The following is a 3,345-nucleotide window of genomic DNA, read 5'->3' as shown; positions in this document are numbered from 1 at the left end:
CATGGTTTTTTGGTGGGTAAAGTACCCGAAAACTTTTGCCCCGTTGATAGTCTCGCAATTCGGGTGCTATCTTGGGATGACAACTGAGAACGTGCAGCACGGAAATAAATGATGACGTGCCATCTGGCTTTTGGGGAAATTGTTCACGGATAACAGTTAAAAAACTATCAATGCTCAACGCTTCATCCAAGGCTAACCAGTGGTTTAGCGCATAAGCCGAAACTCCTTCCATCATTGCCCATGTAAGAATCGGGCGATCGATTTGCTCCAGATAGGGCTGCAAAATTTCTAAATCATTATCAGGGATTTGAGCGGATTTGGATACAGTTTTGAGTAGAGATGTTACCGAATATTTCACTAACGGTAAACGGCTACCTTTTCCCATAAAGGTGGGTTCTTGCCGACCTGTTTCTAATCGTTTCGAGGCTTGCTCAAAGGCTTGCCCAATGGTGACAATTCCATCATCATCGGCTTTATCCTGGGACAACGCCTCGATTAATGCGCCTGTAAATTCACTATGACGTTTTGACTTTCTCGCCCATGAATCTTCATAGGATTGGCAAGCGGCGATAAAATAGTAGGTGGTGTTATTTTGGAAAATGTTAAAACTATGATTTATTTCTTGAATTAACGCCACGCCATGGCAAGCATCAAGAATAATAATTAGACTACTTAATTCTGTATGGTTAATCAGTTTAGTAATGCTTTCTAGGGGAATGGCATTATCCTTAACCACCCATTGATTCTCTTTTTTACTCAGTTGACAGTCAGATGCAGCCAAATAACCCTTTTGTGATACTTCGTCGGTGAGGGGATCTTGTTGCTTCTCTAAAATGCCATGACCGGAAAAGTAAATAATCGCGTCTTGATTTTTGGCTTGCTCACTGAGAAAGGTTTTCAATGCTTGAATGAGTTCATCCCCAGTGACCTGACCTGACAAAAGCGTAATATGATTGCGGGGACAATTCCCATAGTCTTCCAGAATCTGGGCAAAATCTTTGGCGTCAATGACTGACTTACTCAGATCCTGTAAATATTGACTATTATAGGTTTCAATTCCAACGATTAAAGCATATCGAGCCATTTTTCTGAAAACGAATGAATGTCTCTAGAAGGTAAGAGGAATGGTACTGAATTAATGCTGGTGGGTTTCGACTTCGCTCAACCCACCCTACGGTCTATCCAGAGTTTCGGCAATCTTTAAATGCTGAATGAGTGTACCATTGAAGTTAAGAGCCGTCTATAGACGTAGGATAGCATCTTTAATGTAAGGTATAAAATACCTGTTCTCTGTAGGGGCGACCCGCTTGCATAACTTAACAATTGTAGTCCTCTCAATTTGATCGGGTCGCCCTCTCCTCTAAGCTGTAGAAGACTGTAGGGGGTAATGGTGTACCTAATTGAAGGGAAAACTGCTATAAAAGAGTTGAATTGCTCACCCTACTCAAGATTTCAAAATGTCCGACCCGCAAACTCAACGTTTCTTCATGGCTGATGAGGACGGAGAACCGTTAGAAATAGTCCTTTATTCTAAAAATCCAGTTGAACTTGATCCTGCGAAAACTCCGGTTATAACTCCTGATGAAGAGGAGGATAAGTGGGAAGAAAAAGGAGCCGCAGATGTTGCCATCGCCTCAATCCAACAAGCCCATAAATACATCCGCTTCTACACTAAATATGTTATTGGCGCATTTAAAGAGTTTTCGTCGGCAGAAATTGAAGAGATGAATATTAAATTTGGTCTGAAAATTGCCGGAAAAACGGGTCTACCTATGCTGGCTGAAGGGTCAAGTAACGCTGACTTTGAAGTCTCCATTAAATGCAAGTTTCCCAATCAAAAGAGTAACCATTGAGGATAATAAAATTGTTATTGGTGGCTGACGACCTAAAATAGTGGACGAGATTTTACGGTTAAACTGGGCGCACGTCGGTGCGCCCCTACCATGAACTTCAAAAACAAATGACAAATGACTAATGACGAATGACAATTAAAGCGCCTGCGCCCTTAACCACGCTACTGGTAAATAAAGCAACTTCCGCCCCTTAGACACATAAGCCCGTTGCGTAAACACATCATAATTATTACGCTCAATTACATCTAAAATCCCTTGATACAGCATCGTAGCCGCCCAGACGGGCCAACGCGCATCCCGACTCAGCGCCCCAATACCCTTTTCTGCGTAAGTATAAAACTTACGCGCCCGTTGAATTTGGAAGCGCATTAATTCCTGCCAGCGCTCGTCCACAACTCCCTTAAATAAGTCTTCTTCGGTATAATTAAATAGCGCCAATTCATCTAAGGGCAAATAAATTCGACCCCGTTGAGCATCTTCGCCAACATCGCGGAGGATATTGGTTAACTGTTTAGCAATCCCTAACGCGATCGCTTCCTCTACCGGATTCGTCCCAAACTGACTATTCCAGGGCGTTTGACTCCAATCCAAGTCAAATCCTAGCACTGGACTGGTCATTAACCCCACGGTACCCGCCACACGATAGCAGTATAGCTGAAGTTCTTCAAAGGTTTCATAACGGCTGCGGAATAAGTCCATCCGTTGACCCGCGATCATATCCCGAAATGGTTGAATATCCATCGGGAATCGTTGCAACGTATCCACTAACGCCACATCCGCGTCCTCGATTGGCTGTCCCGCGAAAACAGATTCTAACTGCTGTTCCCAGCGGTCTAAGGTTTCCGGCGTGGTTAAACGGGCTTGGGGACCATCCACCAGTTCATCGGTTCGCCGACACCAGAAATAGATTGCCCATATCGCACGACGCTTTTGTTCTGGCATAAGTAAGGTAGCCAGATAAAACGTCTTGGCGTATTTTGCTGTAATCTGACGACAGATTTCATAAGCCTCAGATTCAGAAACCAGCTTTCTCATGGGCGGAGATTTAGGCAATTGAAGCATTCGTTGCAGGTAATTCGGTTAGGGGCGAAGGAGTAGATCCTGGATTAAGTCATAGCAGTTAGCTGTCAAAAGAAGTCAAAAGAATGGTACTGACTCCTATAGTCGAGAAACACGTTTCCCAGAACCCAAGCTCAAGTACGCTAAAATTTAGCGGGTCAGTCTTGGAACCCAGTTCAACGGAACGCCAGCTTCCAGCCCACAGACAAAAAACAGCTTCTCGCCGATTTTAGTTCCAGGGCTTTAGCTGGGATAGTTACGGTAAAGACGGATAGTGGGGTGAGGATAATGAGTTTTTCTCTTAACCCGCACCGACAACCTCTTTACTGTCCACCTGTTTAAACAGCCGTTGACTTGAGCCTCCTGATTCATGACGCCTGACAATCACCTGCGATGTCAGCTTACCAGAAAGTACGGCACCCTCCATACTGGC

At 44.2% G+C, this 3,345-nt stretch carries 3 protein-coding genes; 1 reads left to right on the top strand and 2 read right to left on the bottom strand.

Annotated elements, in window-relative coordinates; genetic code table 11:
- The coding region (locus ACLFWI_RS28600) for a caspase family protein (RefSeq protein ID WP_446415750.1) at window positions 1-1,084 on the bottom strand (1,084 nt) is incomplete at its 3' end.
- A gap of 373 nt (window positions 1,085-1,457) precedes the next feature.
- Between ACLFWI_RS28600 and ACLFWI_RS28595 the strand changes: the two genes are divergently transcribed.
- A complete protein-coding gene (locus tag ACLFWI_RS28595; protein ID WP_446415749.1) occupies window positions 1,458-1,853 on the top strand; it encodes a CU044_2847 family protein in 396 nt (131 codons plus the stop codon).
- A gap of 135 nt (window positions 1,854-1,988) precedes the next feature.
- Here the strand turns inward: ACLFWI_RS28595 and crtB are convergent, their stop codons facing one another.
- Entirely contained in the window at window positions 1,989-2,915 is a 927-nt protein-coding gene (crtB, locus tag ACLFWI_RS28590) for a 15-cis-phytoene synthase CrtB (protein WP_446415748.1), read from the bottom strand.
- Between the last annotated feature and the right edge of the window lie 430 nt (window positions 2,916-3,345).

Origin of the sequence: Coleofasciculus sp., assembly GCF_046539235.1 — a bacterium.
Classification (GTDB): domain Bacteria; phylum Cyanobacteriota; class Cyanobacteriia; order Cyanobacteriales; family Coleofasciculaceae; genus Coleofasciculus.
This window is presented reverse-complemented; position numbering and strand designations above follow the sequence as displayed.